The organism is Streptomyces sp. CNT360 (genome assembly GCF_000424785.1).
In genome coordinates this window covers 38,043-62,974 of the sequence record NZ_AUKO01000001.1, presented here as the reverse complement: position 1 = coordinate 62,974, position 24,932 = coordinate 38,043, and the positions used below count along the sequence as shown (strand labels likewise).

Here is a 24,932-nt window from a genome sequence, read left to right as displayed (position 1 = left end):
ACGACGTTGTTGCACACAGTGACGACCGGTCTGCTGGGGGCACGGCGGGGAAGGGGCGTTCTCCCTAAGGGGTGATGCCCGGTGTCAAGTCAAGCGCTTACTGGCGCCGAAGGGTTCATTCGAAGGGGTGGCGAATGGTGGCGATTCTGCAATTACGCTCGCCTGGCTCGTGATCGTAGGATTACTTTCGGTACACACAGTGGACAGAGCGCGGCAGTGGACCATGCCGGAGGCATGGCGGGGCCGAGGGCGGCCGGGCGCGCGGGGGAGCGCGGTCAGGACCCGGCCCGGCGCACGTCGCCGCGGCGGGATGGGGGCGTTACCAGTGGCTGAGCGAGGCCAGAGCAGCAAGAACCCGAACGAGCGCCTGGGTTCGTGGTTCGTGCGCAGTGGCTGGTCCAAGGGTGAACTGGCGCGCCAGGTCAACCGCCGGGCGCGCCAGTTGGGCGCACACCACATCAGTACCGACACCTCGCGGGTACGCCGCTGGCTCGACGGTGAACAGCCCCGCGAACCCATCCCCCGCATCCTCTCGGAGCTGTTCTCCGAACGCTTCGGCTGCGTCGTCGCCGTCGAGGACCTCGGTCTGCGCCCCGCCCGGCGCTCGCCCGCCGCCTCCGGAGTCGACCTGCCCTGGGCCGGGCCCCGCACCGTGGCGATGATCAGCGACTTCACCCGCAGTGATCTGATGCTGGCCCGCCGCGGCTTCCTGGGCGCCTCCCTCTCCGTCTCCGCGGGGCCCGCCCTGATCGAACCCATGCAGCGCTGGCTGGTGCCCGGCCCCCAGCCGGACGCCCCGGCGCACCCCGCGGACAGCCCCTGGGCGGGCGCCGTGGACGAAGCGGGACAGGGGCCTGCCGTCCCCGCCCCCCGTGCGCCGGCGTGCCGGCCCTCGGGCGGGATGCGGCGCGCGCAGCAGCTCTCCGGTCCCGAACTGGAGCTGCTGGAGCAGACCACCCAGATGTTCCGCGCCTGGGACGCGCAGTGCGGGGGAGGGCTGCGCCGCAAGGCCGTCGTCGGGCAGCTCCACGAGGTGACCGACCTCCTCCAGGAACGCCACCCCGCACCGGTGCGGCACCGGCTCTTCCGCGTCACCGCCGAACTGTCCGAACTGGCCGGCTGGATGAGCTACGACATCGGCCTGCAACCCACCGCTCAGAAGTACTTCGTGCTGGCCCTGCACGCCGCGAAGGAGGCCCAGGACCGGCCGCTCGGCTCGTTCGTGCTCAGCAAGATGGCCCGCCAGATGATCCACCTCGGCCGCCCCGAGGACGCCCTGGAGCTGACCCACCTCGCCCAGTACGGCAGCCGGGAGGGCTCCACCCCCCGCACCCAGGCCATGCTCCACGCCATGGAGGCCCGCGCCTACGCCAACATGGGCCAGCCCGGCAAGTGCAAGCGCGCGGTGCGGATGGCCGAGGAGACCTTCTCCGACATCGACCACGCAGACGCCGACCCCGACTGGATCCGCTTCTTCTCCGAGGCGGAACTGTGCGCCGAGAACGCCCACTCCTACCGTGACCTCGCCTACTCCTCCGGCCGCAGCCCCACCTACGCCTCCCTGGCCCGGCCCGCCATGGAACGGGCCGTCGACCTCTTCGCCCGCGAGGCCCGGGAGGCGGAGGGCGGCGGCCACCAGCGCTCCTACGCCCTCAACCTGATCGGGATGGCCAGCGTGCACCTGCTCCAGCACGAGCCGGAGGGCTGCGCCGCCCGTGCCGGCGAGGCTCTCGGACTCGCCAAGCAACTGTGCTCCGAGCGGGTCAACACCCGGCTGCGCCGCACCACCGCGGGGGCAGTACGGGAGTTCGGCCAGGTCGCGGACGTCGTCCACCTCAGCGAGCGGTTGCGCGTCGAACTGGCCGAGAGCGAAGCGGCAGTCGGCTGAGGGGCCGGGCGGCGGGGCGCCCGGCCGACGGGCCGGGCACCGGGGGCACCGTGGCGGCCGACCGGCCCGGAGCGGCGCCCGTCACCTCTTCGTAACACCGGCACGGCGGTTTTCACCAGGGTGAAACACCGCGCGGCGACGACGGAAACCGGACGTCGGAAACCTGGCAGACATGCCAGCCCGCCGATCCGGCCCGCCGGGCCGCGACCCGAGGAGACGCCTGCTGTGAACGGCGCGGATACCGCTTTCGTCCTGGTCAGCGCATTCTTCGTGCTGCTGATGACGCCCGGCCTGGCCTTCTTCTACGGAGGCATGGTGCGGGTGAAGAGCGCCCTCAACATGCTGATGATGTCGTTCGTCTCGCTGGCGGTCGTCAGCGTCCTGTGGGTGCTCTACGGCTACTCGCTGACCTTCGGCCCCGACACCGCCGGAGTGATCGGCAACCTCGACGCCGTCGGGCTCAAGGGCATCTCGCCCGACTCCCTCACCGAGCAGGGCGGCATCCCCGTCCTGGCGTTCGTCCTCTTCCAGATGATGTTCGCGATCCTCACCCCGGCCCTGATGAGCGGAGCCCTCGCCGACCGGGTCAGATTCAGCGCGTGGGCCGTCTTCCTCACCCTGTGGGTCAGCCTCGTCTACTTCCCCGTCGCCCACTGGGTGTGGGCCGACGGCGGCTGGCTGCACGACCTGGGGGTCATCGACTTCGCGGGCGGCACCGCCGTCCACATCAACTCCGGCATCGGCGCGCTCGCCGCCGTCCTCGTGGTCGGCAAGCGTCTCGGCTTCCGCAAGGACCCGATGCGCCCGCACAACCTGCCGCTCGTCGTCCTCGGTGCCGCCCTGCTGTGGTTCGGCTGGTTCGGCTTCAACGCGGGCTCCGCGCTCGCCGCCGACGGCACCGCCGCCACCATGGCGCTCAACACCCAGGTGGCCACAGGCGCCGCCGTCGCCGGCTGGCTCGCCTACGAGCGGCTGCGGCACGGTGCCTTCACCACACTGGGCGCCGCCTCCGGCGCGGTCGCCGGACTGGTGGCCATCACCCCGGCCGGTGCCTCGGTCTCCGCCCTGGGCGCCCTGGCCATCGGCGTGGTGGCGGGCGCCGTCTGCTCCTGGGCGGTCGGCTGGAAGTTCCGGCTCGGCTACGACGACTCGCTCGACGTGGTCGGCGTCCACCTCGTCGGCGGTCTCGTCGGCACGCTGCTGGTCGGGTTCCTGGCCGTGGACGGGGCCGGCGGGCTCGCACAGTTCGGCAAGCAGGCGCTCGGGGCGTTCTCCGTGATCGCCTTCTCCTTCACCGTCTCCTGGCTGCTGGCCAAGCTGGTCCAGGCCACCGTCGGCTTCCGTGCCGCCCCGGACGACGAGACGACCGGCCTCGACCAGGCATTCCACGCCGAGACCGCCTACGACCTCGGTGCCGTCAGCGGCTCCGTGGCCCGCACCCGCGGCACCTCCGCCGCGCCGTCACGGTCCACCGCCCCGCACCCCGACCACGAGACCAAGGTGGACGCATGAAACTCCTCACCGCCGTGCTCAAGCCGCACCGGCTCGACGAGGTCAAGGAGGCGCTGCGGGCCTTCGGCGTCGACGGCCTCACCGTGACCGAGGCCAGCGGGTACGGCCGTCAGCGCGGCCACACCGAGGTCTACCGGGGCGCCGAGTACACCGTCGACCTCGTCCCCAAGGTGCGGATCGAGGTCCTGGTCGAGGACGAGGACGCCGAGCAGCTCACCGAGATCGTGGTGCAGGCCGCCCGCACCGGAAAGATCGGCGACGGCAAGGTGTGGGTGCTCCCCGTGGAGACCGCCGTCCGCGTCCGGACAGGCGAACGCGGACCGGACGCCCTGTGACGACCGGAGGACGGGGCGGGAGGGGGTACGGCCCTGCGGTGGGCAGGGAGGACGGCTCGGCGGTTGGTGCGCGTGAGGGCCGGTCCGCCCGGATCCGGGCGGGCGCCCCTGCCCGCGAGGACGGTGACGAGACTGCCGTCCCGCGCCGCGAGAACGGCTTCGTCGACGCGGCGGAGGCGCCGCCCGGCCCGGCCGGCGGGGCACAGCCCGGCGCGGCCGGAGAAGCGGGAGGCGGCTGGCGCCCGGCGCCGGGCGAGGGGTACGCGGCAGCCCGCAGGCGGCTGCTTCAGGACGGGGGACCCGGCGGTACCACGCGGCGGCGGGCGCTCGCCGAGCTGACCGACCGGTGGCTTGCCGGACTGTTCGCCGCCGCCGCGCCGCCCACCGGCACCGCGCTCGTGGCGGTCGGCGGGTACGGGTTCGGCGAACTCTCCCCGCGCAGCGACCTCGACCTGCTCCTGCTGCACGACCAGAGCGCCGACACCGGTGCGGTGACGGCGCTCGCCGAGCGGCTCTGGTACCCCGTCTGGGACCTCGGCCTCGCCCTCGACCACGCCGTCCGCACCCCGGCCGGGACCCGGGGCGCCGCTCGGGACGACCTGAAGGTCCAGCTCGGGCTCCTGGAGGCCCGCCACGTGGCCGGGGACCCGGCGCTCAGCACCGCGCTGCGCGCCGCCGGGCTCGCCCAGTGGCGGCAGCACGCCCGCACCCGGCTGCCCGAACTGCGCTGGCTCACCCTCGAACGGGCCCGGCGGCACGGCGAGTTGCGGTTCCTGCTGGAGCCCGACCTGAAGGAGGCGAGCGGCGGACTGCGCGACCTGACCGCACTGCGCGCCGTCGCGGCCTCCTGGCTCGCGGACGCGCCCCGCGAAGGGCTGGGGCAGGCGCGGGCCACCCTCCTCGACGTCCGGGACGCGCTGCATCTGACCACCGGCCGTGCCACCGACCGCCTCGCCCTGGAAGACCAGGACCAGGTCGCGGCCGCCCTCGGGCTGTCGGACGCCGACGCCCTGCTGCGCCGGGTCTACGAGGCCGCCGGCGTCGTCTCGTACGCGCACGAGGTGACCTGGCGGGAGGTGGAGCGACTGCTGCGGCCCCCCGCCGCCGCCCGGCGGGGCACCCGCCCGCGGGCCGGGGAGCGGGCGCCGTTGGCCGAGGGGGTCGTCGAGCACGCGGGTGAGGCCGCACTGGCCCGCAGCGCCCGCCCCGACCGGGACCCCGTCCTCCCGCTGCGAGCCGCCGCGGCGGCAGCCCAGGCGGGCCTCCCGCTGGCGCTCCCCACGGTCCGGAAGCTGGCCCGTAGCGCGTGCGCCCTGCCGCAGCCGTGGCCGCGCCGGGCCCGCGAGGAGTTTTTGCGGCTCCTCGGGGCGGGCCCGGCGGCCGTGCCCGTATGGGAAGCCCTGGACACGGCCGGGCTGATCACGCGGCTGCTGCCCGACTGGGAGCGGGTGCGGCACCGCCCGCAGCGCAACCCCGTACACCGCTGGACCGTGGACCGGCACCTGGTGCAGACCGCGGTCCGGGCCGCCGCCCTCACCCGCCGGGTCTCCCGCCCCGACCTGCTGCTGACGGCCGCGCTGCTGCACGACATCGGCAAGGGGTGGCCCGGCGACCACGCCCGCGTCGGCGAGACGATCATGCGCGACTTCGCGCCCCGCATGGGATTCCCGGACGCCGACACCGAGGTCCTCGCCACCCTGGTGCGCCACCATCTGCTGCTGGCCGAGACCGCGACCCGCCGGGATCTCGACGACCCGGCGACGGCGCAGACCGTGGCCGAAGCGGTCACCAGCACCGACACCCTGGAACTGCTGCACGCGCTGACGGAGGCCGACGCACTGGCCACCGGCCCCGCGGCATGGAGCGGCTGGCGCGCCTCGCTGGTCCAGGGCCTGGTGACCCGGGTGGCCACCGTGCTGACGGGTACTCCTGCGGCGGCTGCCCGCTGGGGCGGTACGCCGACGGCGGGGGAGGCGCAGGTGGAACTGTCTGCGGAGACGGCACGGCTGGTGGAGGGGGCCCGGCGGACGGGTGGGCCGGTGCTGACGGCGACGCCGGGCGAGGGGCAGCGGACGGAAAAGCCCGGCCGCGACGCCGGGGAACCGCTCGGTGTCGAGCTCCGGATCGCCCTGCCGGACCGGCCGGGTGCCCTCCCCGCGGTGGCCGGGGTGCTGGCCCTGCACAAGCTCTCCGTCCGCTCGGCGGACCTGCGCCGGGCGGCGCCGCACACCGGGACGCACGGCCGCCGCACCGCAGACGAGGAGCCGCCGGTTCTGCTCCTCACCTGGCGCGCCGCCGCCCGGTACGGCTCCCTCCCACGGGCCGACCGACTCCGCGCGGATCTCTCACGCGCGCTCGACGGCTCGCTCGACCTCGCCTCCCGGCTGGCCGAACGAGAGGCCGCGTACCGTCGTCCCCGGCACGGTGGGGCCGACGTCCAGCCGCCGCCGCCCCGGGCGCGGGTCGTGCCGGGGGTCTCCGGTACCGCCACGGTGGTCGAGGTACGGGTCCATGACGTCCCCGGGGTCCTGCACCGCATCGCCCGGGCGCTGGAGGGCACGGGCGTCCGGGTGCGCAGCGCGCACGTCAGCACGTTGGGCGCCGACGCCGTGGACGCCTTCTATGTGACGGACGCCTCCGGGGCGCCCCTCACCGAGGAGGCCGCGGCGCACCTGGTCCGGCGGGTCGAAACGGAGCTGGCAGCAGGCGGTCCGGCCGCGCGCCCGGAGCTGTCCGGTCCCGAATCCGGACAGGCGGGGAAGCGTCGTCGGTGAGGCGGCTACCCTTGCCAGTGACTGACTCCGCCACCGACCCGAGGACCGACGAGCGCTGTGTTCGATACCCTTTCCGACCGCCTGAGTGCGACGTTCAAGAACCTCCGGGGCAAGGGGCGCCTCAGCGAGGCGGACATCGACGCCACCGCGCGGGAGATCCGCATCGCCCTGCTCGAGGCGGACGTCGCGCTCCCTGTCGTCCGCGCCTTCATCAAGCAGGTGAAGGAGCGCGCCACCGGGGCCGAGGTCTCCCAGGCGCTCAACCCCGCCCAGCAGGTCATCAAGATCGTCAACGAGGAGCTGGTGAGCGTCCTCGGTGGCGAGACCCGGCGCCTGCGGTTCGCCAAGAATCCGCCGACCGTCATCATGCTGGCCGGCCTCCAGGGCGCCGGTAAGACGACCCTGGCCGGCAAGCTGGGCCGCTGGCTCCAGCGGCAGGGCCACACCCCGGTGCTGGTCGCCGCGGACCTCCAGCGCCCGAACGCCGTCAACCAGCTCTCCGTCGTCGCGGAGCGCGCCGGGGTGGCGGTCTTCGCGCCGGAGCCCGGAAACGGGGTCGGCGACCCGGTCGAGGTGGCGAAGGACTCGATCACCTACGCGCGGGACAAGCAGCACGACGTGGTCATCGTCGACACCGCGGGCCGCCTGGGCATCGACCAGGAGCTGATGCGGCAGGCCGCCGACATCCGCGACGCGGTCAGCCCCGACGAGGTCCTCTTCGTCGTCGACGCCATGATCGGTCAGGACGCGGTCACCACGGCGGAGGCCTTCCAGGAGGGCGTCGGCTTCGACGGCGTCGTGCTCTCCAAGCTCGACGGTGACGCGCGGGGCGGTGCGGCGCTCTCGGTGGCCCAGGTCACCGGCAAGCAGATCATGTTCGCCTCCAACGGCGAGAAGCTGGACGACTTCGACGCGTTCCACCCGGACCGCATGGCGTCCCGCATCCTCGGCATGGGCGACATGCTCACGCTGATCGAGAAGGCCGAGCAGACCTTCAGCCAGCAAGAGGCCGAGAAGATGGCCGCCAAGCTGGCGAAGGGGCCCAAGGAGTTCACGCTCGACGACTTCCTGGCCCAGATGGAGCAGGTCCGCAAGATGGGCTCGATCTCCAAGCTGCTCGGCATGATGCCGGGCATGGGCCAGATGAAGGACCAGATCAACAACCTCGACGAGCGCGAGGTCGACCGGACGGCCGCCATCATCAAGTCGATGACGCCCGCCGAGCGTGCCGAGCCGACCCTCATCAACGGCTCCCGGCGGGCCCGGATCGCGCGCGGTTCGGGTGTGGACGTCAGCGCGGTCAAGAATCTGGTGGAGCGCTTCTTCGACGCCCGCAAGATGATGTCGAAGATGGCACAGGGCGGTGGCATGCCGGGTATGCCCGGGATGCCGGGAATGCCCGGCGGCGGGGGTGCCAAGAAGAAGGGCAAGCAGCAGAAGAAGGCCAAGGGCAAGCGCCAGTCGGGCAACCCGATGAAGCGCAAGCAGGAGGAGCAGGCCGCGGCCGCCCGCCGGACGCAGGGCGAGGAGGGCGGCGCATTCGGCCTCCCCGGCGCGGGCCAGGACCCGAGCGACTTCGAACTCCCGCAGGAGTTCAAGGACATGCTCCCCCCGAAGTGAACCTGCCGCGGCAAAGGCGGATGATGTCGTCCATGCGCGTATACATCCGCCCTCCCCGGCCCTCGGACGAGCAGCTCTACAGCGAGGCCGTTCTCCGCTCGGCAGACCACCTCCGCCCGTGGAACCCGGTCGAGCCCGACGGCCTCCCCGATCTGCTGCGCCGCCAGGGCCCCGCGCTGCGGACGTTCCTCATCCTCGACCGGGAGGACGAGGGGCTGGTCGGTCGGGTGAACGTGGCCAACATCGTGCGGGCCCGCTTCCGGAACGGCTCCCTCGGCTACGACAGTTACCTCCCCTACGCGGGGACGGGGCGGATGACCGAGGGGCTGCGGCTGATCGTCGACCGCTGCTTCCAGGCCGGGCCCGACGGGTTGGGGCTGCACCGGCTGGAGATCAACGTCCAGCCGGAGAACGACCGCTCCCTGGCGATGGCCAAGCGGCTCGGGTTCCGGCACGAGGGGTTCTCGCCCCGGATGCTCTTCCTCGACGACGCCTGGCGCGACCACGAGCGCTTCGCCCTGACCGCGGAGGAGTGGCCGGGCCTCGACTGATACGAGGCATAGGCGTGCCCGTACGCCCGCCGGCGAAACGCGCCCGGCGTGCGGGGCGAGGGCGGTCCGCCCGTCGGCGGTGCTGCGTGTCGTCCGCGGGGTGCTAGGTGCGGGCGACGACGTACCGGAAGAGGTTGGGCATCCACACCGTGCCGTCCGCGCGCAGGTGCGGATGCAGGGCCTCCACCAGCTCCTTGAGGACCTGCTCCAGATCGGTCGCCCGCACGGCGGCGTCGTACAGACCCGTCGACAGCAGGCCGCGGACCGCGGCGGTCAGGTCCGCGTAACCGAACGGGCAGGCGACCCGGCCCGACCCCTCCAGCCGCAGCCCGCAGCGCACCGCCAGCTCCTCCAGGTCGTCCCGGCCGCACCAGCCGCCCGCCGGGCCCAGGCCCACCGGATCCGCCAGCCGGGACGCGACGCGGAGGGCGGGTGCGGTCGCACACCGCTCCGCCGGCCCCCAGCCGGTCAGCACCACGGCCACGCCGCGGCCCAGCGTCTGGCGCAGGGCGCGCAGCTCCTCCGCTGCGGGGGGCGCCCCAAACGCCGTCACCAGCGTCGGCCGCGGCCGTTCGGCGGCCACCTCGGCCGCCGTACGGCCGGTGATGCCCACGCTGAACCCGGCCTCCTGCGGAGGGGAGGCGTCGGACACGGGGTGGTCGAGGAGCCGTTCGCGGGCGACGGCCAGGCGGGCCGGGTCCGTGTCGATGCCGTGCACCTGCGCGCCGCGACCCGCGGCGAGCAGCAGTGCCAGGCCGGTCCCGCAGCCGAGGCCGAGTACGCGCGAGCCCGGCCCGGTCTCCATCCGTGCGTACACCGCCTCGTGCAGCGGTACCAGCATCCGTTCCTGGAGCTCCACCCAGTCCCGCAGCCGTGCCGCGCCGTCGGCGGCAGGCAGTGCGGCGCGGGGCCGGTCCGTCGGGTGCCGGTGGTGTACGAGCGCGGGTGTCATCGCAACGCCTCAATCCGAAGATCCGTCGCAGCCGTCTGGTCCCCCGAGTGGTGCCGTGCCCTGCGCGCGGGCTGCCTGCGTGCGGCGGCCCGGGGGAGCGGAACCCCGTGTGTCAGGGAACTGCGCATCCCGGCGTCCGTCCAGGGGGTGCGCCCGGTTGTCTTCCGCACACCCTGCGTGCGCCTCCCCGCCCCCTGTGTGCGCCCTCGGCACGGCACGCGGCGACCTCGCGCCCTACGATGCCCGCCATGGCGACATCACCCGTCCTCACGCCTCGGTCCGAGGACTTCCCGCGCTGGTATCAGGAACTGGTCAACAAGGCGGAGCTCGCGGAGAACGGGCCAGTGCGCGGCACCATGGTGATGCGACCGTACGGCTACGGCATCTGGGAGCGCATGCAGTCCGCAATGGACGCCCGCATCAAGCAGACAGGTGCCCAGAACGCCTACTTCCCCCTCCTGATCCCGCAGTCCTACATGACGAAGGAGGCCGAACACGTCGAAGGCTTCTCCCCGGAACTGGCCGTCGTCACCCACGGCGGCGGTAGACAGCTGGAGGAGCCGGCCGTGGTGCGGCCCACCTCCGAGACCATCGTCAACGACTACTTCGCCAAATGGGTGCAGAGCTACCGCGATCTGCCCCTGCTGATCAATCAGTGGGCCAACGTGGTCCGTTGGGAGATGCGGCCCCGGCTGTTCCTGCGCACCTCCGAATTCCTGTGGCAGGAGGGCCACACGGCCCACGCCACCGCCGAGGAGGCACGCGACTTCGCCGCCCGCATCCACCGCGACGTCTACCAGGACTTCATGACCGAAGTGCTGGCTGTCGACGTCGTCCCCGGCCGCAAGACGGCACGGGAGCGCTTCTCCGGCGCGCTGAACACCCTCACGCTGGAGGCCATGACGGGAGACGGCAAAGCGCTCCAGATGGGCACCAGTCACGAGCTGGGGCAGAACTTCTCCCGCGCTTTCGGCACCCGCTACCTCACCCGGGAGGGCACCCGCGAGTACGCCTGGCAGACCTCCTGGGGGAGCACCACGCGAATGGTGGGCGCGCTGGTGATGGCGCACGGCGACGACGGAGGGCTGCGCCTGCCGCCACGGCTGGCGGCCGTGCAGGTGGTGGTCGTCGCGGTCAAGGGCGACGAGGCCGTGCTCGCCCAGGCGTACGCCCTCGCCGACGAGCTGCGCGCCGCCGGGCTGCGGGTGCACACCGACGACCGCACCGACGTCCCCTTCGGGCGCCGGGCGGTGGACTGGGAGCTCAAGGGCGTCCCCGTACGGATCGAGATCGGCCCCCGCGACCTGGCGGCCACCGCTGCCGACCCGGACCGCACCGGAGGAGCCGCGGGCCGCGCGGGCGGCACCGAGAGGGCCGATGCGGCCTCCGGCTCGGGTGCCGGCGCCACGTTGGTGCGCCGTGTGCCGCGGACGAAGGAGAAGGTGGCCCTCCGTTCCCTGGCCGCCACCCTGCCCGGTCTCCTGGAAGAGGACCAGGCGGCGCTGCTGCGCGAGACGCGGGAACGCCGCGCAGCACGCACAGAAAACGTCCGTACGATCGGGGAGGCCGTGCAGGCGGCCACCGCGGGCGGGTGGGCGCGCATCCTGTGGTCCACGCTCGGCCCCCGGGGCGAGGCGGAGCTGGCACAGCACGCCGTGACGGTGCGCTGCCTGGTCGCGGAGGACGGTTCCGTACCGCGGACCGAGGACGCGCCGGGTACGTACGCGCTGGTGGCCCGCGCGTACTGACGGGGTGTACCGACGGCCACGTAGTGGTGATACGTCCCGGGTTGGGGCGGGTGCACGGCTTGGCCGCCATTGAGGGCACCCGCCCCGCTCCCACCGCAACGGCGCCGACTGACTGGTACGTGCAAAATATTTGTGTTGCCCCGGAATCGGAACACCAGGGCGCTCCCGCTCGTTGGGAACGACGTGAGCACGACACCACCAGTTCTCGCCGCCGAGCTGGCAGCCGCCTGGGCCGACATTCAACGTCACCACCCCGAGCTGCCGGACCTGGCCGCGCCCGAATCCCTCATCGGAGAGTCCTCGTCCGCATGCGGCACCGGTCTCTCGTTCGAACGGCTGCTGCACGAGGCAGTCCACGGCATCGCCGCAGCCCGCGGCGTCCGGGACACCTCCCGTGCGGGCCGCTATCACAACCGCCGTTTCCTGGCGATCGCCGAGGAGCTGGGGCTCGACCACCCCGAGGAGCCGCACCCCAGCAGCGGTTTCTCCCTCGTGGCCCTCACTCCCGACACGCGGCGCCGCTACCGCCCCACCATGGAGCGCCTCCAGCGGGCCCTGAAGGCGTACAGCACGGCCACCGAGACCGACAGCGGGCGCAGCTTCCGCGGCCCCGCAGCGCGCCACGGCTCCTCCGGGGGCGGGGTCCGCGTCAAGGCGGTGTGCGACTGCGGGCGCAACGTCCGGGTCGTGCCCTCGGTGCTGGCCCAGGCGCCCATCATGTGCGGCGCCTGCGGCAAGCCGTTCCGCATCCCGGTGGAGGCGTCCGTGGGCGCGGAGCCGGTCCCGGTCGGCTGACCCGGCCGCCGGGCCGCGCGGAGGCCGGGGACCGAGCGCGGGAGCGGGGTGCGGGAGAGCAGCGGGGGATGGTACGGGACCGGGGGCGGGTTTCCTGCGGGGCCGCGCGGTGTGGCATCATGGTCGGCTGAACTCGACAGCCGCACAGGACCCCTCTCTCCTCCGGCTGACGCGTCCATTCGGACACCCGGCGCCGCAACCCCACGTGGCATCCCGACGTGTCCACCCACGTCAAGACCAGGAGACACCACACCCGTGGCAGTCAAGATCAAGCTGAAGCGTCTGGGCAAGATCCGTTCGCCTCACTACCGCATCATCGTCGCCGACTCCCGCACCCGCCGTGACGGCCGGGCCATCGAGGAGATCGGCCTGTACCACCCGGTGCAGAACCCCTCGCGCATCGAGGTCGACTCGGAGCGCGTGCAGTACTGGCTCGGCGTCGGCGCCCAGCCGACCGAGCCCGTCGAGGCGATCCTCAAGGTCACCGGCGACTGGCAGAAGTTCAAGGGGCTGCCCGCGCCCGAGCCGATGAAGGTCCCGGAGCCGAAGGCCGACAAGCGGGCCCTCTTCGAGGCGGCCGCCAAGGAGTCCGCCGACGAGCCGCAGGGTGAGGCCATCACCCCCAAGGCCAAGAAGGCCGACAAGGCCGAGAAGAAGGCGGACGCACCCGAGTCGGCCGGCGCCTCGGCCGCCTCTGAGTCGACCGAGGCCTGAGGATGCTCGAGGAGGCCCTCGAGCACCTGGTGAAGGGCATCGTCGACCACCCCGACGAGGTGGGGATCGCATCCCGCAACCTCCGTCGCGGGCGCGTGCTGGAGGTCAGGGTGCACCCCGACGACCTCGGCAAGGTGATCGGCCGCAGCGGTCGCACCGCACGCGCTCTGCGCACCGTCGTGGGAGCTCTCGGCGGCCGTGGCATCCGCGTCGACCTCGTCGACGTGGACCAGGTCCACTGAAGGGCGATATGCAGCACCGGCACGGGCCGGGGACGGCAGCCACGCCGTTCCCGGCCCGTTGTCGCGTGAACCCTCCCGCCCGCACGCCGCTCTCCGCGCCCCTCGCCTCCTTCCTCACGTTCTGCCGTATCACCACGTCCCGCCCGCTGTCCCGACGCACGGGTCAGTACCGAGCACGGAGAGGCACGAAGGCACAGTGCAGCTAGTCGTCGCACGGATCGGCCGCGCCCACGGCATCAAGGGCGAGGTCACGGTCGAGGTCAGGACCGACGAGCCCGAGCTGCGGCTCGCGCCGGGCGCCGTGCTGGCCACCGACCCCGCTTCCGCCGGGCCGTTGACCATCGCCACGGGCCGGGTGCACAGCGGTCGGCTGCTGCTGCGCTTCGAGGGGGTCGGCGACCGCACTGCGGCCGAAGCCCTCCGCAATACCCTGCTCGTCGCCGAGATCGACCCGGACGAGCGGCCGGAGGACCCCGAGGAGTTCTACGACCACCAGCTGGAGGACCTGGAGGTGGTCACGCGTGCGGGCGAGGTCGTCGGACGCATCGAGAGCGTCGCGCACCTGCCAGCGCAGGACCTGCTCGTGGTGCGCGGCGCGGACGGCGGTGAACTGCTGATCCCGTTCGTCACCGAGATCGTGCCCGAGATCGATCTGGAGGCCCAGCGCGCGGTCGTCGACCCGCCGCCGGGCCTGCTCGGCGAGCCGGAGGAGACGCAGCGCCCGGAGGGCGGGGAGCGGCAGAGTGCTCAGCACAGTGCTCAGCGGCCCGGGCAGGACGGAGCCGACCGGGAGCACCCGCGGTGAGGCTCGACGTCGTCACGATCTTCCCCGAGTACCTGGAGCCCCTGAACGTCTCGCTGGTCGGCAAGGCCCGCGCCCGCGGCGTGCTGGACGTCCGCGTCCACGACCTCCGCGCGTGGACGCACGACCGGCACCACACCGTCGACGACACCCCCTACGGCGGCGGCCCCGGCATGGTGATGAAGCCCGAGCCCTGGGGAGCCGCCCTCGACGAGATCCTCGCCGACGGCGCGCCGGAGTACGGGGAGCCCGTTCTGATCGTCCCCACGCCCAGTGGCAGGCCCTTCACGCAGGAGCTGGCCGTCGAACTGGCGGACAAACCGTGGCTGGTCTTCACGCCCGCCCGGTACGAGGGCATCGACCGCCGCGTGATCGAGGAGTACGGGGACCGTTTCGACGTACGGGAGGTCTCGATCGGCGACTACGTGCTGGCCGGCGGAGAGGCTCCGGTGCTGGTCATGGTCGAGGCGGTCGCCAGGCTGCTGCCCGGCGTGCTGGGCAACGCGGCCTCGTACCAGGACGACTCCTTCGCCCCCGGCGCCATGGCCGACCTGCTGGAGGGCCCCGTCTACACCAAGCCGCCCGAGTGGCGTGGACGCGGCATCCCCGAGGTGCTGCTGAGCGGCCACCACGGCCGGATCGCCCGCTGGCGCCGGGACGCGGCGTTCGCTCGCACAGCGGCCCACCGGCCCGACCTGATCGAACGGTGCGACCCGGAGGCCCTGGACAAGCACGACCGGGCGGCGCTGGAGGGACTCGGCTGGCATCAAGACGCGGACGGGCGCTGGCGCCGTGCCGCGGACGACGGCTGACCAGGGCGGCGGTCCGGTTCGGGCGGGCGCTCGATTTGGGCCGGAGGGGGCGCCCGTGGAAGAATGGGCCGCTGCCTCCCGTCCGGTGCGGCGACCCTGCCACAGGGGGACCGACGCCCACCGACAGCGGCGGCTCTTCGACCAGATCACACTATGCCGCTGATGACCTGTGGCATCAGCGAGGAAAGCAGACGGACATGTCCCACCTTCTCGACAGCGTCGACTCCGCGTCCCTGCGCACGGACGTTCCGGCCTTCCGCCCCGGCGACACGGTCAACGTGCACGTGCGCGTCATCGAGGGCAACCGCTCCCGTGTCCAGCAGTTCAAGGGCGTCTGCATCCGCCGCCAGGGCGCGGGCGTGCGGGAGACCTTCACCGTCCGCAAGGTCAGCTTCAGCGTGGGCGTCGAGCGCACCTTCCCGGTGCACACCCCGATCGTCGAGAAGATCGAGGTCGTGACCCGCGGTGATGTCCGCCGCGCCAAGCTGTACTACCTGCGTGATCTGCGCGGCAAGGCCGCCAAGATCAAGGAGAAGCGCGAGAACTGATCTCGCGTCCTGGGTGTTCAGGGCGCCGGTTAGGCTTCCGCCCGATGGACACCGAGGAACAGCACGACGAACCGGAGCGCGACCGCTCCTCCGCTTCCCTGGAGGAAGCCGAGGGCAGGTCGCGCTTCGTGCGTCCGGCCCTCTACGCCGGGATCGTGCTGGGTGCGCTCTTGCTGACGAACGCATTCGTCATGCAACCTTTTCTGATCCCGAGTTCCTCGATGAACCCGACCCTGCGCGTCGGGGACCGGGTGCTGGTGAACAAGCTGGCCTATCGGCTCGGCGGCGGTCCGCGGCACGGGGACATCGTCGTCTTCGACGGCACCGACTCGTTCTCCGGCGAGGCGGATGCGGACGGGAACCCGGTCACCACCACCTTGCGCGAAGCCGGCGCGGCGACCGGGCTGGTGCGGCCGGCCGAGACGGACTACGTCAAGCGCGTCATCGGAGTCGGCGGCGACGTCGTGCGCTGCTGCGACAGGCGGGGGAGGATCGAGGTGAACGGTCGGCCCGTGAACGAGGACTATCTGCACCCCGGCGACGCGCCTTCCGCCGTGCCCTTCGAAACCCGGGTGCCAAAGGGGCGCCTGTGGGTGATGGGGGACCACCGCTCGCAATCCAGCGACTCCCGTGACCACCTGGGAGACCCGGGGGGCGGCACCGTTCCCGCGGACCGCGTGATCGGGCGGGCCGAGTGGGTCGGCTGGCCGCTGGGCCGCATCGGGTCGGTCCCCGCGGGCGCGGGGAACAATGACTGATCCCGGCGGCGGATACCGCGACCCCGACCGGCGCCCCCGCCCAGCGCAGCAGCAGTCCCCCTGGCAGCAGCCGGCACCGACGCCACCCGCGAACTCACCGTACGGAGGTGCCGAACCGTACGGAGGTGCGGAACCGCACGGAAGCGTGGGTCCGCAGTATTCCGGGGCGCCGCACGGCGGATCGGGAACGTACGGGTCCGGGCCCCCGCATGACGGCTCCGGTTCGTACGGTGGCCCTGGCCCGTACGGCAGCCCCGGCCCGAACCCGGGGCCTGCTCCCTATGACGGCTCCGGCCTCTACGGTGACCGTGGAGCGGAGCACTCCGGATACGGAGAGGCGTACGGCCCCGATCCCGGCCCGGAGGCGGCGGCTGCCTCGGAGGAGGAGCCGCTTGCACTGCGGCGCCCCGGCCAGGGACGGGCCGACCGCAGGCGGGCAGCCAAGCGGATCAAACGCCGCCGCAGGTTGTCGGCGACCAAGGAGATACCCATCCTCCTCGGCGTCGCCCTGGTCATCGCCCTCGTACTCAAGACCTTTCTCGTCCAGGCGTTCGTCATCCCCTCCGGTTCGATGGAGCAGACGATCCGGATCGGTGACCGGGTACTGGTCGACAAGCTGACCCCCTGGTTCGGGGCCGAGCCGCACCGCGGTGACGTGGTCGTCTTCGAGGACCCCGGCGGCTGGCTGGAGAGCGAGAAGGACAAGAAGAAGGATCCTCCTTGGGGGATCAAGCAGGGCAAGGAACTGCTGACGTTCATCGGGCTGCTGCCCTCCGACGACGAGCAGGACCTGATCAAGCGTGTCGTCGCCGTCGGGGGAGACACCGTCCACTGCTGCGACAAGAAGGGGCGCGTCACCGTGAACGACACGCCCCTGGACGAGCCCTACATCCACCCGGGCAACAAGCCTTCGCGGATCACGTTCACGGTGAACGTTCCCCGGGGCCGGGTGTTCGTGATGGGCGACCATCGGGGCAACTCGGCGGACTCGCGCTACCACTTGCGGGACCCGGACCATGGAACGATCGGGGCGGACCGGATCGTTGGCAGGGCAGTGGTCGTGGCCTGGCCGTTCGACCACTGGAGACGGCTCAAGGAGCCGGAGACCTACGCTTCGGTACCCGACGCGGGTGGTACCTCGGCGCCGGCGCCCGCAGGCCGGGAGAATCGAGTGGCGCAACTCCCGTTCTCTGCGGAACTTCCGCTCGTTATGGGAGTGGTGGGCCTGGCCCGATGGCAGGACAGGCGAACGCGCAGCGTGAGGAGTGGATGTGGGGGACTTGGCGGTCGGCGCACGGTCCGGTTCCGGGTACCCGGAGGACGAACGTTCTGGTGCGGACGGCAGGGCGGACGACGCAGGACCACCGGCCGTGGAAAGAGAGAGTGACGGTGTGACCGCCGAGACCGACGGGACGGCAGCAGGACCAGGAGCCGAGGGAGGCCGGCCGAACGGCTTCGGGCCTCCCGCCGGGCAGCAGACGCCGGGTGCCCACGCGGGCCGGACCGGCTGGAGCGACCACATGGATCAGACCGGCGGGCCGGATCCGAACGCCGCGGGCGGGCCGGACGGCAGGCACGGCAAGCACGCGGCCGACGGGAAGGGCGACGGCACGGACGGGAAGGGCGGCGCCAAGCAACAGCGCTCCTTCTGGAAAGAGCTGCCGATGCTCATCGGCATCGCGCTGGTCCTCGCGCTGGTCATCAAGACGTTCCTCGTGCAGGCCTTCTCCATTCCCTCGGCCTCCATGCAGGACACGCTCCGCATCGGGGACCGGGTCCTGGTCGACAAGCTGACGCCCTGGTTCGGGTCGACCCCGGAGCGCGGTGACGTCGTCGTCTTCCACGATCCGGGCGGCTGGCTGCCCGAGGCCCAGGTGGAGGAGAACTTCGTCCAGACCGCGCTCAGCTTCATCGGCTTGATGCCGTCCGCGAACGAGAAGGACCTCATCAAGCGCGTCATCGCGGTCGGCGGTGACACCGTGGAGTGCAAGAAGGGCGGCAAGGTCCGCGTCAACGGCACACCGCTGAACGAGTCCTCCTACATCTACCCGGGCAACACACCGTGCGACGACAAGCCGTTCGGCCCGGTGAAGGTGCCCAAGGGGAAGCTGTGGGTGATGGGCGACCACCGTCAGGACTCGCTCGACTCCCGTTACCACCAGGACCAGCCCGGTGGCGGTTTCGTCCCCGAGAAGCAGGTCGTGGGCCGTGCGATCGTCCGTGCCTGGCCGATCGACCGCTGGGGCACGCTGCCGGTGCCCGAGACCTTCGACCAGAAGGGCGTCCAGGCAGCGCGCGGCACCGACTTCGCCCCCGCCACACTCGGTGCCGCACCAGGTGCGCTCGGCCTTGCCGGCGCGGTTCCGCTGGTGCTGTGGCGGCGCAGGCGGCGGTTGGTCGTCACGGCCAGGCCTGCGAAGCGCCAGGGCTGACGGATTCCCGTACCCCTGGGTAGGGTGCCGCGCAGATCTTCGAGGCCGCGGCCCACTACCCGGGAGTGCACGTGAGCAGGACAGAACGAGCCGACGAGAGCCGCGGTCGCCTGGGCAACCGACTGTCCGGGATCGCCGTGGCTCTCGGCTGTGTGCTCTTCCTCGGCGGTTTCGTCTGGGGCGCGCTGCTCTACCAGCCGTACACGGTGCCGACCGACTCCATGGACCCGACCGTGAAGGCGGGCTCCCGCGTGCTGGCCGAGCGGGTGGACGGCGACGAGGTGCACCGCGGGGACGTCGTCGTCTTCCAGGACTCGGTGTGGGGCTCGGTTCCGATGGTCAAGCGCGTCGTCGGCGTCGGCGGTGACAAGGTGGCCTGCTGCGACAGGCACGGGCGCCTCACCGTCGACGGCAAGGGGGTGGACGAGCCCTACCTGGGCTCGCGCGGCCACGATGCGCAGCGGCCCTTCGCGTCGACGACAGTGCCCAGGGACAAGCTGTTCCTGCTGGGCGACAACCGTTCGGCCTCCCTGGACTCCCGGGTACACCTGGAGGACCGTGACCACGGAGCCGTACCGCGCTCCACCGTCTCCGCCCGTGTGGACGCCATAGCGTGGCCCGCCGGCAGGTTCGGAATGTTGCCGGAGGCGAGCGGCTTCGCCGGTCTGCCCGGCGGTACCTCCGACCGCGGCCCGCTGCCGCAGGCCCTGACCGCCGTGGTGGTGGGCGCCGTCCTGGTGCTCGGCGGAGCCGCCTGGGGGCCGATCGCGCGGCGCCGCGCGATGTCGGCCCGTCGTCGCGTGGGGTGACGCACAATAGGGGGACGCACGGCTGAAGGGGAACATGCCATGAGCGCCGAGGACCTCGAAAAGTACGAGACCGAGATGGAGCTGAAGCTCTACAGGGAGTACAGAGACGTCGTCGGACTGTTCAAGTACGTGATCGAGACCGACCGGCGTTTCTATCTCACCAATGACTACGAGATGCAGGTCCACTCGGTTCAAGGCGAGGTCTTCTTCGAGGTCTCCATGGCGGATGCCTGGGTCTGGGACATGTACCGGCCGGCCCGCTTCGTCAAGCAGGTGCGGGTTCTCACGTTCAAGGACGTGAACATCGAGGAGCTCAACAAGAGCGAGCTGGACCTGCCGGAGGACTCGGGCTTCAAGGGCTGAGCCCTCCCCGTCCGGCCTTCGGGTCCGCTCGCAGCCTTCTACTCGCTGCCCCTCGCGTTTTTCGCTCGTGTGAGTGACGGACTTGTCCACAAGCGCCGGGTTCTCCACAGAAACAGAGCAAGATCCCCAGCTCACCTCCGATGCCGCGACAGTCGGTGTCGGAGGTGGTTCACATGCAGACCAGCACAGCGCGGAGTGCACGCACGGCGAGCCAGAGCGTGTGTGGCCCGAAGCGGTCGAGGGGGCCGAGGGAGTCCTGGGAGCCGAGGGAGCGGGGCGGGCCGGGAGCGGCACCGCCCGCCCACGAGGGGCCCGACCGCACCGACGGGCGCCGCGACAGCTCGCGCACCCAGCGTCCCGAAGCGGAACAACCGGAGCCGCGGCATCCTGCTACGCCGAGTAGGGGCACGCCGACCCCTGCTGCACAGCGCGACGGTGCGTCGAGTCCGGAGCGACGGCGGGGTGGCGATGGAGCCGCCCGAACCGTCGGAGCACGCCCCGACGGCCGGAAACGAGCGGGCCGGAAACAGGCGGGCCGGGTCCAGGCGGCGCGTGAGCCCGCCCGGACGGCGAGGGGAGCCCTCGGCCGGTACGGGGAGGACGTCGCGACCCGGCGCCTGCGCGAGGCGGGAATGGTCGTCCTGGAGCGCAACTGGCGCTGTCGGGAAGGCGAGATCGACCTGATCGCGCGGGACGGCGATGCCGTGGTGATCTGCGAGGTCAAGACCCGCAGGGCCGTCCCCTTCCAGCACCCGATGGAGAGCTTGCCGCCCACGAAGACGGCTCGGCTGCGCCGCCTGGCGGCGCGCTGGCTCTCCGAATGCTGGGTCGCCCGCTACGGCCGCCCGCCGACGGGCGGGGTCCGCATCGACCTGGTCGGCGTCGTCCTGCCGGACCGGGGCGCACCGGTCGTCCAGCACGTTCGCGGGGTGGGCTGATGGGGTTCGCCCGTACATGCGCGGTGGCGCTGGTCGGTGTCGAGGGCGTACCGGTCGAGGTCCAGGCCGACCTGGAGCCCGGCGTCGCCGCCTTCACCCTCGTGGGGCTTCCGGACAAGAGCCTGACCGAAAGCAGGGACAGGGTGCGGGCGGCCGTGGTCAACTCCGGTGTCGCCTGGCCGCAGAAGAAACTCACCGTGGGCCTCAGCCCTGCCTCCGTGCCCAAGGGCGGCAGCGGTTTCGACATCGCGGTGGCGTGCGCCGTACTCGCCGCCGCCGAGCGGATCGACCCCCGTCAGATCGCCGGAGTCGTCATGATCGGCGAGTTGGGGCTCGACGGCCGGGTGCTGCCGGTGCGGGGCGTCCTTCCCGCGGTGCTGGCGGCGGCCGACGCCGGGTACCGGCAGGTGGTGGTGCCCGAACACACGGCGCCCGAGGCCGCACTCGTCCCGGACGTCTCCGTGGTGGGGGTGCGCAGTCTGCGTCAGCTCATCGCGGTGCTCAACGACGAACCCGTCCCCGACGAACCCGAGCACGCGGAGGACGGCCCACCCGAAGCCGCCCGACCCGGCCTCGCCGGGCTCCCCGCCGCGGCCCCCGGACTGACCGGGTTGCTGAGTGAGGACCGGCCCGTCGATCTCGCGGAGGTCACCGGGCAGCACCGTGCGCGCCGGGCCTTGGAAATCGCGGCGGCAGGCCGTCACCACATCTTCTTCAAGGGTCCCCCGGGCGCAGGCAAGACCATGCTGGCCGAACGACTGCCGGGCCTGCTGCCGCCGCTCAGCCGCAAGGAGTCGCTGGAGGTGACGGCCGTGCACTCGGTCGCGGGGGCGCTGCCTCCCGGCCAGCCCCTGGTCGCGCGGCCGCCGTACTGCGCCCCGCACCATTCCGCGACCATGGCTGCCCTGGTGGGCGGGGGTTCGGGACTGCCCCGCCCGGGCGCCGTCTCGCTCGCCCACAACGGAGTCCTCTTCCTGGACGAGGCGGCGGAGTGCAGCGCCCGGGTCCTCGACGCGATGCGTCAACCGCTGGAGTCGGGACACGTGGTCGTGGCTCGGACGGCCGGGATGATGCGTATGCCGGCCCGCTTCCTCCTGGCCCTGGCCGCGAACCCGTGCCCGTGCGGGCGGCACGGCGGTACGGGAACCGAGTGCGAGTGCGGGCCCGCCTCGGTACGCAGGTATCGCGCCCGGCTCTCCGGACCACTGCTGGACCGGGTGGATCTCCGCGTCCTGGTCGAGCCGCTGGCCCGCTCCGAACTGGTGGCCGCCAACGGGAACGCGGAATCGACCGCCACGGTGGCGGTCCGCGTACGGGAAGCCCGGGAACGCGCCGCCAGGCGCTACGCGGGTACTCCATGGAAGACCAACAGCGAAGTCCCCGGCCACGAACTGCGTACCCGCCACCCTGCCGGTCCAGGAGCGCTGCACGATGCGGAGTGCGACCTGGAGCGCGGCATACTCACTGCTCGCGGTCTCGACCGGGTGCTCCGGGTGGCCTGGACCGTCGCCGACCTGTCCGGCCACGACAGGCCCACCCGCGACCACGTCAACTACGCGCTGGAGCTGCGGACCGGCGTCCGGCGCGGTGCCTTCGTGCCGGAGGTGCCCGCATGACCCCCGACACCGCTCGCCCGCTGACCCCTTCGACTTCTCCGGCCGCCTCGGCTCCGCAGGCGCCTTCGGGTGCATCGGCTTGCACCGCCCCATCAGGAGCCGCCGCACCGGCGAGCTCGACCGACGGCGCACCGCGGGCCGGGGGACGGCAGGAAGTGGAATCGGCTCCCGCTGGTGCGCCATCCGACGGCCCGTTCCCGACGGTGCCGCCGCTGACCGGACCGCCGCTGACCGCCCCGTCATCGGTCGCCTCGTCCCCGGCGGGGCCGCCGCCCGGCCCACCGGCGGGGCCACCACCGGCGGCCTCGCCACCAGGCGGGCCACTGCTGTCCGCACCGGCCTCGGCGGGGCTGCGCGAAACCCGGCCCCCTGATGTCCCCGCGGACGGTGGCCCCGCGGACTGGCCGGAACGGCTGGCCCGCGCCGCTCTGACACGGATCGCCGAACCGGGCGACGAACTGGTGGGCCGGTGGGTCGCCGACCTCGGCGCATGCGCTGTCGTGGCGGCTGTGCGCGGTGACGGGCCACCGCTCGACGGCGCACGCGAACAGCGCTGGGCGGGCCTGAAGCTGCGAGCTGCCGCTGTCCGGCCGGACGCGGACCTCGCCGCCATCGAACGGCTCGGTGGCCGGTTCATCTGCCCCGGGGACGGTGAATGGCCCCGCCAGCTCGACGACTTGGGTCATGCCAAGCCCCTCGGCCTCTGGGTCGACGGTGTGCCTTCACTGCGGGTGTGGGCGCTGCGCTCGGTCGCCGTCGTCGGAGCCCGGGCCTGCACCGAATACGGTGCGCACTGCGCCGCGGTGCTCGCCGCGGGGCTCGCCGAGCGGGGCTGGACGGTCGTCTCCGGTGCGGCGTACGGCATCGACGCCGCAGCGCACCGGGGTGCGCTCGCCGTGCGCGGGCCCACCCTCGGCGTGCTGGCGTGCGGCGTCGACGTGGCCTACCCACCCGGTAACCAGGAACTGATCCGCGCGCTGGGCCACCGCGGGATCCTCCTGGCGGAACTCCCGCCGGGGGACCACCCGACCCGCTCCAGGTTCGTCCTTCGCAACCGCGTGATCGCGGCGCTCACGCGGGGGACCGTTGTCATCGAGGCGGCGGTCCGCAGCGGGGCACTGGTCACCGCACGGCGAGCCGCCGCACTGGGGCGTCATGTCATGGGAATGCCCGGCCCCGTCACCTCGGGGCTCTCCCAGGGCGTGCACGAACTGCTGCGGGGGGAGGCAACGGTGGTCACGGATGCCGCCGAAGTGGTGGAACTCGTCGGCGCCATGGGAGAGCTGGCACCGCAGCGCCGCGGGCCCGCCGTGCCGCGGGACGCGCTCAGCCCCAGCGCTTCCCGGGTGCTGGAGGCGGTCCCGGGGCGTGGTACTGCCGACCCGGCCCGCATCGCGTGCTCCGCCGGTGTCCCGGTCGACGTGGTCCTTGCCCGGCTTCATGAGCTGCGAGCCCTCGGTTTCGTCCAACGGGACGGTGAAATCTGGCAGTTGACTCCCTCCCGCAAGGGGCACTCCTTCGAGTGATGGGGCGGTCCTTGACCTGGGGCTATCGGGTGAAAAGCTGAGCTGTGTGCCTTCGCCGGGGTGGTACGGGCCCCGTGGGGCCCCGTGCCCCGGCCCGTGCCCGGTCATCCGTACCGCGCCCGTCACACGGCCCCCGCAGCGCTCGCGGAATGGAAGCGAAAAGGAGTGTCTCGGCACAGAGGAGGGCGAACGATCCGTCGCATATTGCGATGCCCCGGTCACGTTACGCTCGCACGGTCTCCCAGGAGACGACGAATCCCGCACACCAACAGACCACCACTACCCAGCAGAACGGCTCAAGGCGACGAATGCCTCAGCACCTCTCCGGGCCCGAGCGCACAACCGCAGCGGTCCCCGCAGCCGCGCGGGCCGTGGTCGACGACGCGCCCAGGACTGCGCCCAGCTCGCTGGATGAACTCTGGCGGTCCTACAAGGCCACAGCCGACAGCGGGCTGCGTGAGCAGCTCATCCTGCACTACTCGCCGCTGGTCAAATACGTCGCGGGCCGGGTCAGCGTGGGTTTGCCCTCCAACGTCGAGCAGGCCGACTTCGTCTCCTCCGGAATCTTCGGACTCATCGATGCCATCGAGAAGTTCGATCCGGCACGCTCCATCAAGTTCGAGACCTACGCCATCACCCGCATCCGCGGGGCGATGATCGACGAACTCCGGGCGCTGGACTGGATCCCCCGTTCGGTGCGACAGAAGGCCCGCGCCGTGGAGCGCGCTTACGCCACCCTGGAGGCCAGGCTCCGCCGCAGCCCCTCGGAGGCGGAAGTCGCGGGTGAGATGGGCATCGAGGTGGAGGAACTGCACGGGGTCTTCAGCCAGTTGTCCCTCGCCAACGTCGTCGCTCTCGAAGAGCTCCTGCACGTCGGCGGGGAGGGGGGCGACCGGCTCAGTCTCGTGGACACGCTGGAGGACACCGCCGCGGACAACCCCGTCGAGGTCGCGGAGGACCGCGAGCTGCGCCGCCTGCTCGCCCGCGCCATCAACACCCTGCCGGACCGTGAGAAGACCGTCGTCACCCTGTACTACTACGAAGGGCTCACGCTCGCCGAGATCGGCCAGGTCCTCGGCGTGACCGAGAGCCGCGTCAGCCAGATCCACACCAAATCGGTTCTGCAACTCCGTGCCAAGCTGGCCGACGCCGGCCGCTGACGCCCTGCGCCCCACCCCCACGCGCCGGCCATCTCGC

22 protein-coding genes and 1 pseudogene are annotated in these 24,932 nt (G+C 72.4%); 22 read left to right on the top strand and 1 reads right to left on the bottom strand.

The genetic code is table 11. The features are described from left to right. Window positions 1–310 precede the first annotated feature (310 nt). The 6 genes from nsdA to H297_RS0100240 all read left to right on the top strand — a co-directional run bounded on the left by nsdA (window position 311) and on the right by H297_RS0100240 (window position 8,680). Window positions 311–1,888, top strand: a complete 1,578-nt coding sequence (gene nsdA / locus H297_RS0100265) for a transcriptional repressor NsdA (protein ID WP_037792432.1) — start codon at window positions 311–313, stop codon at window positions 1,886–1,888. Window positions 1,889–2,113: 225 nt separating this feature from the next. Further along, window positions 2,114–3,400, top strand: coding sequence for an ammonium transporter (locus H297_RS0100260; RefSeq protein WP_027735404.1), 1,287 nt, complete (start codon window positions 2,114–2,116; stop codon window positions 3,398–3,400). Next, entirely contained in the window at window positions 3,397–3,735 is a 339-nt protein-coding gene (locus H297_RS43920; RefSeq protein WP_027735403.1) for a P-II family nitrogen regulator, read from the top strand. Before H297_RS0100260 ends, H297_RS43920 begins: the two co-directional genes overlap by 4 nt. Before the next feature lie 38 nt (window positions 3,736–3,773). Continuing rightward, the gene (locus tag H297_RS33685) at window positions 3,774–6,509 is read left to right on the top strand and encodes a [protein-PII] uridylyltransferase (RefSeq protein ID WP_064744766.1); all 2,736 of its coding nucleotides are present in this window, start codon (window positions 3,774–3,776) and stop codon (window positions 6,507–6,509) included. 57 nt (window positions 6,510–6,566) lie between these two features. Continuing rightward, a complete protein-coding gene (ffh, locus tag H297_RS0100245; protein ID WP_027735402.1) occupies window positions 6,567–8,129 on the top strand; it encodes a signal recognition particle protein in 1,563 nt (520 codons plus the stop codon). A gap of 32 nt (window positions 8,130–8,161) precedes the next feature. Further along, window positions 8,162–8,680 (top strand): GNAT family N-acetyltransferase, encoded by a 519-nt coding sequence (locus H297_RS0100240; protein WP_486589352.1) that lies wholly within the window; start codon window positions 8,162–8,164, stop codon window positions 8,678–8,680. Between the two features lie 103 nt (window positions 8,681–8,783). Here the strand turns inward: H297_RS0100240 and H297_RS0100235 are convergent, their stop codons facing one another. Continuing rightward, complete coding sequence (locus H297_RS0100235; protein WP_027735400.1) at window positions 8,784–9,632, bottom strand: methyltransferase domain-containing protein; 849 nt, start codon at window positions 9,630–9,632, stop codon at window positions 8,784–8,786. A gap of 248 nt (window positions 9,633–9,880) precedes the next feature. Between H297_RS0100235 and proS the strand changes: the two genes are divergently transcribed. The 16 genes and pseudogenes from proS (at window position 9,881) to whiG (ending at window position 24,895) form a co-directional block, all read left to right on the top strand. Next, a complete protein-coding gene (proS, locus tag H297_RS0100230) occupies window positions 9,881–11,380 on the top strand; it encodes a proline--tRNA ligase (RefSeq protein ID WP_027735399.1) in 1,500 nt (499 codons plus the stop codon). Window positions 11,381–11,515: 135 nt separating this feature from the next. Further along, on the top strand, window positions 11,516–12,175 hold the full coding sequence (locus tag H297_RS0100225) for a hypothetical protein (RefSeq protein ID WP_199787117.1): 660 nt from the start codon (window positions 11,516–11,518) through the stop codon (window positions 12,173–12,175). Window positions 12,176–12,430: 255 nt separating this feature from the next. Then, the gene (gene rpsP / locus H297_RS0100220; protein ID WP_027735397.1) at window positions 12,431–12,889 is read left to right on the top strand and encodes a 30S ribosomal protein S16; all 459 of its coding nucleotides are present in this window, start codon (window positions 12,431–12,433) and stop codon (window positions 12,887–12,889) included. 2 nt (window positions 12,890–12,891) lie between these two features. Next, window positions 12,892–13,131 (top strand): RNA-binding protein, encoded by a 240-nt coding sequence (locus H297_RS0100215; protein ID WP_027735396.1) that lies wholly within the window; start codon window positions 12,892–12,894, stop codon window positions 13,129–13,131. 196 nt (window positions 13,132–13,327) lie between these two features. Further along, window positions 13,328–13,936: a ribosome maturation factor RimM gene (rimM, locus tag H297_RS33680; RefSeq protein WP_051351373.1), complete on the top strand. Its 609-nt coding sequence runs from the start codon at window positions 13,328–13,330 to the stop codon at window positions 13,934–13,936. Beyond that, window positions 13,933–14,745: a tRNA (guanosine(37)-N1)-methyltransferase TrmD gene (trmD, locus tag H297_RS0100205; RefSeq protein WP_027735395.1), complete on the top strand. Its 813-nt coding sequence runs from the start codon at window positions 13,933–13,935 to the stop codon at window positions 14,743–14,745. The genes rimM and trmD overlap by 4 nt, the downstream gene beginning before the upstream one ends. A 197-nt stretch (window positions 14,746–14,942) precedes the next feature. Beyond that, window positions 14,943–15,293: a 50S ribosomal protein L19 gene (rplS, locus tag H297_RS0100200; protein WP_027735394.1), complete on the top strand. Its 351-nt coding sequence runs from the start codon at window positions 14,943–14,945 to the stop codon at window positions 15,291–15,293. A 44-nt stretch (window positions 15,294–15,337) separates the two neighbouring features. Next, window positions 15,338–16,051: a signal peptidase I gene (gene lepB, locus H297_RS0100195; RefSeq protein WP_078513640.1), complete on the top strand. Its 714-nt coding sequence runs from the start codon at window positions 15,338–15,340 to the stop codon at window positions 16,049–16,051. A gap of 145 nt (window positions 16,052–16,196) precedes the next feature. After that, window positions 16,197–17,438 carry a signal peptidase I gene (gene lepB, locus H297_RS40945; protein ID WP_051351372.1) on the top strand — a complete coding sequence of 414 codons (1,242 nt, stop codon included), beginning with the start codon at window positions 16,197–16,199 and terminating at the stop codon, window positions 17,436–17,438. Then, window positions 17,332–18,483 carry a signal peptidase I gene (gene lepB / locus H297_RS33670; protein ID WP_106959539.1) on the top strand — a complete coding sequence of 384 codons (1,152 nt, stop codon included), beginning with the start codon at window positions 17,332–17,334 and terminating at the stop codon, window positions 18,481–18,483. The genes lepB (H297_RS40945) and lepB (H297_RS33670) overlap by 107 nt, the downstream gene beginning before the upstream one ends. Before the next feature lie 71 nt (window positions 18,484–18,554). Next, on the top strand, window positions 18,555–19,292 hold the full coding sequence (gene lepB / locus H297_RS0100180) for a signal peptidase I (RefSeq protein ID WP_027735392.1): 738 nt from the start codon (window positions 18,555–18,557) through the stop codon (window positions 19,290–19,292). Between the two features lie 39 nt (window positions 19,293–19,331). Further along, window positions 19,332–19,655, top strand: a complete 324-nt coding sequence (locus H297_RS0100175; RefSeq protein WP_027735391.1) for a DUF2469 domain-containing protein — start codon at window positions 19,332–19,334, stop codon at window positions 19,653–19,655. Between the two features lie 569 nt (window positions 19,656–20,224). Next, window positions 20,225–20,593: pseudogene (locus H297_RS42465) on the top strand (YraN family protein); the annotation flags it as partial. Next, on the top strand, window positions 20,593–22,209 hold the full coding sequence (locus H297_RS0100160) for a YifB family Mg chelatase-like AAA ATPase (protein WP_027735388.1): 1,617 nt from the start codon (window positions 20,593–20,595) through the stop codon (window positions 22,207–22,209). The pseudogene H297_RS42465 and the gene H297_RS0100160, both read left to right, overlap by 1 nt. A gap of 350 nt (window positions 22,210–22,559) precedes the next feature. Next, the gene (gene dprA, locus H297_RS0100155) at window positions 22,560–23,735 is read left to right on the top strand and encodes a DNA-processing protein DprA (protein WP_486589395.1); all 1,176 of its coding nucleotides are present in this window, start codon (window positions 22,560–22,562) and stop codon (window positions 23,733–23,735) included. Window positions 23,736–24,043: 308 nt separating this feature from the next. Beyond that, entirely contained in the window at window positions 24,044–24,895 is an 852-nt protein-coding gene (gene whiG / locus H297_RS0100150) for an RNA polymerase sigma factor WhiG (protein ID WP_027735386.1), read from the top strand. The last annotated feature ends 37 nt before the right edge of the window (window positions 24,896–24,932 follow it).

What these genes read in the sequence shown, in the direction of transcription:
- proS (WP_027735399.1), top strand. Translation starts at nt 9,881, where the DNA reads ATGGCGACATCACCCGTCCTCACGCCTCGGTCCGAGGACTTCCCGCGC.
- H297_RS0100215 (WP_027735396.1), top strand. Translation starts at nt 12,892, where the DNA reads ATGCTCGAGGAGGCCCTCGAGCACCTGGTGAAGGGCATCGTCGACCAC.
- lepB (WP_078513640.1), top strand. Translation starts at nt 15,338, where the DNA reads ATGGACACCGAGGAACAGCACGACGAACCGGAGCGCGACCGCTCCTCC.
- H297_RS0100240 (WP_486589352.1), top strand. Translation starts at nt 8,162, where the DNA reads ATGCGCGTATACATCCGCCCTCCCCGGCCCTCGGACGAGCAGCTCTAC.
- whiG (WP_027735386.1), top strand. Translation starts at nt 24,044, where the DNA reads ATGCCTCAGCACCTCTCCGGGCCCGAGCGCACAACCGCAGCGGTCCCC.
- H297_RS0100160 (WP_027735388.1), top strand. Translation starts at nt 20,593, where the DNA reads ATGGGGTTCGCCCGTACATGCGCGGTGGCGCTGGTCGGTGTCGAGGGC.
- H297_RS43920 (WP_027735403.1), top strand. Translation starts at nt 3,397, where the DNA reads ATGAAACTCCTCACCGCCGTGCTCAAGCCGCACCGGCTCGACGAGGTC.
- rplS (WP_027735394.1), top strand. Translation starts at nt 14,943, where the DNA reads ATGTCCCACCTTCTCGACAGCGTCGACTCCGCGTCCCTGCGCACGGAC.
- H297_RS0100235 (WP_027735400.1), bottom strand. Translation starts at nt 9,632, where the DNA reads ATGACACCCGCGCTCGTACACCACCGGCACCCGACGGACCGGCCCCGC.
- nsdA (WP_037792432.1), top strand. Translation starts at nt 311, where the DNA reads ATGGGGGCGTTACCAGTGGCTGAGCGAGGCCAGAGCAGCAAGAACCCG.
- H297_RS0100175 (WP_027735391.1), top strand. Translation starts at nt 19,332, where the DNA reads ATGAGCGCCGAGGACCTCGAAAAGTACGAGACCGAGATGGAGCTGAAG.